2 protein-coding genes and 1 tRNA gene are annotated in these 3000 nt (G+C 36.1%); all 3 read left to right on the top strand.

The genetic code is table 11. From position 1 onward, the window contains the following. On the top strand, positions 1–742 hold a 742-nt coding region (locus GO685_RS04440; RefSeq protein ID WP_175937745.1), incomplete at its 5' end, for an APC family permease. A gap of 161 nt (positions 743–903) precedes the next feature. Next, positions 904–2424, top strand: a complete 1521-nt coding sequence (gene purH, locus GO685_RS04435; protein WP_175937746.1) for a bifunctional phosphoribosylaminoimidazolecarboxamide formyltransferase/IMP cyclohydrolase — start codon at positions 904–906, stop codon at positions 2422–2424. 117 nt (positions 2425–2541) lie between these two features. Beyond that, positions 2542–2613: transfer RNA gene (locus GO685_RS04430), tRNA-Asn, on the top strand. Positions 2614–3000 lie beyond the last annotated feature (387 nt).

Raw genomic sequence — 3000 nt, 5'->3', positions numbered from 1 at the left:
AATCTCAAGTCTTACAGCATCGCAGATTCTTGCCCGTTCTACACTTTTGACTTTATGGTGTTTCGTTGGAGTTGAATTGGCAACAGCACCTGCAGGATCAGTTGATAACCCGACCAAAACTATACCAAGAGCTGTGGTACTTGGCACAATCTGTGTTGCTGTTATATATTTTATCAATAATTTCGCGATTATGGGGTTAATAAATGGGAATGATTTAGCAAATTCAAGAGCACCATATGTTGATGCAATAAAAATTATGCTTTCTGGTAATTGGCATTTGATTATTTCTGTAATTGCATTCATTTTTTGTGTTGGCAGTTTAAATGCTTGGGTATTATCTAGTGGGCAAGTTGCTTTTGGTCTTGCTGAAGATAAACTTATGCCACAATTCTTTGCTAAAAGGAACAAGTATGGTTCTCCTTTTTGGGGAATAATAACCAGCTCAGTTGGAACTGCAGTTTTGCTAATCCTTACTTCAAGCAACAATTTTGCTCAGCAAATCACTTCGATTATCGACTTTTCTGTGGTTTCATTTTTATTTGTCTACCTTGCATGCAGCCTTGCTTTTCTAAAGGTTGTTGTAAAGGAGAGAAATTATTACAAGCTTTTAATTGGTAGTATAGCAACAATCTTTTGCTGTTGGGTGATACTTGAAACTCTTGTAAACACCTTGCTAATTGCGAGCTTATTCACCGCAAGTGGCATACCTCTTTATTTATTTTGGTATCGTAGGGCTTTTTGAGAGCGTCTCTTGAGATCTAGGATTTAGTATAATCTCTACTTGCTATCAAAGTTTCCATATGGTTGGATAAAATTACAAATAAAAAATTTTTAAAAAACATATGATATTACAACTATAGCCAAACTCCCTTTTCTTATGTATAATCTTAAAAAACTTTCTATATAAAAGTGAAGAGAGCTTTAATATCGGTTTATGATAAAACAAATATAATTGACCTTGCATCGTTTTTAACAAAGCAGCAAATAGAGATTCTCTCAACAGGGAATACATATAAAATCCTATCCGATGCAGGAATAAAAACGCAAGAAGTCTCAGATTACACACAGTTTCCAGAGATACTAAGCGGTAGGGTAAAAACTTTACACCCTAAAATTCATGGAGGAATACTATGTGATCGAGAAAAGCACAAAAAAGAAATGCAAGATCTAGGAATCGAGCCCATAGAGCTGCTTATAAGTAATCTATATCCATTTTGGGAAACAGTAAGTAGTGGCTCAAATCAAGAGCAAGTTATAGAACAAATTGATATCGGCGGAGTAGCGCTAATTAGGGCTGCAGCAAAAAATTTTCATTTTACTTCAGTTATTTCTAGCACTCAAGACTATGAAACACTGAAAGCTGAGATGGTCAAAAATAACAATGAAACAACATTGGAATACAGAAAACATCTAGCAACTAAAGCATTTGCTCTCACTGCATGCTACGATTCTAATATTTACAGTTGGTTTCTATCTCAGAGTAAAAGCAATGAATTACCAGAGTTTTTTGCCCTATACGGGCGTAAAGCACAAGAACTCAGGTATGGCGAAAATCCCCATCAAAAAGCTGCGTTTTACAGTAATCAATTCACCAAATATCCGCTGGAGAAAATACATGGAAAAGAGTTGAGTTATAATAATATAGTGGATATAGAATCTGCGCTTAACATAGTTTCTGAGTTTCAAGAACCTGCAGCAGTGATAATCAAGCACAATAACCCATGTGGAGCCGCCATTGGTGATAGCGCTCTGGAAGCATACGAAAAAGCTCTATCGTGTGATAAAATAAGCAGTTTTGGTGGCATAGTTGCTTTAAATCGGGAGATAGATCTAAGGTTAGCAGAAAAATTAAGCGAGATATTTTTGGAAGTAGTGATAGCACCATCAATAAATGATGAAGCACTGAAAATTTTGCAGAGAAAGAAAAATTTAAGAGTAATTATTTATAGCTCTCTTCAGCAAAATGCAAAATATCAAATTAAAAACGTTGCCGGTGGGTTTTTAGTGCAAGAAAATAATAACCATACAACAAAAGCAGAAGAAATAAGCCAAGTAACAAAGTGCGCTGCAACGAAAAAAGAAAAAGAAGATCTTATTTTTGCTTGGAAAATATGCAAGCATGTGAAATCCAACGCAATAGTTATAGCAAAAGACGGTTGCGCCATCGGTATCGGTGCAGGACAAACAAGCAGAATAGATAGTGTGAACATTGCAGTTAAAAAGGCGGGTGAAAGGTGCAAAAGTGCTGTACTTGCTTCAGATGCATTTTTTCCATTTCCGGATAGCATAGTAGAAAGTGCAAAACATGGAGTTACAGCCATAATTCAGCCTGGCGGCTCGCTGAAGGACCAAGATGTAATAGCAACCGCAAATGAAAATAAAATTGCTATGTTTTTCACCGGCGTTCGTAGCTTTTTTCATTAGGCTTTATGTTTTTTGCAAATGTGTGCAATTATGCGTATTTAACATTGCTTTGATTATAATTGCATACAAAAACCGTTTACAATCAGCGCTCAATATGATAAATTGAAACCAGTTTATTCCTCGGTAGCTCAGTGGTAGAGCAGTTGGCTGTTAACCAATTGGTCGCTGGTTCGAATCCGGCCCGGGGAGCTTTTATACTCACTAGCCTGATAAAGTTCCTAGATGCCAGTGTCACACGCTGAAATGACACCACTTGTTGTAAAAACAAATGTTCTTTCATAGATTGCAACTAGCTATAAATATTAAGAAATTTACCAGATGAGAAAAAAAGCAAAAGAAGCCCTGGTCGGTGGCTAATTATTTATATGTACCTCAAATATCGGCGTTTTTATCTTCAACGCTACGATTCAGCTACTTTTAAATGCAAATAACCCAAACTGTAAACGTTAAGAAATTTACTAAACAGGAAAAAGGGCAAAAAAACTCTAGGGCAGCTAGTATTCAAATTCTCCCTTGTCTATTTGACGTTCTATACTGTCTGAAACGCGCTTATAAGTCGTTTAAGACAGTATAGAA

It is taken from the genome of Wolbachia endosymbiont of Madathamugadia hiepei, from assembly GCF_013366855.1.
GTDB lineage: Bacteria > Pseudomonadota > Alphaproteobacteria > Rickettsiales > Anaplasmataceae > Wolbachia.
Note: the sequence above shows the minus strand (reverse complement) of the source record. Positions and strands in the feature narration are given on the sequence as shown.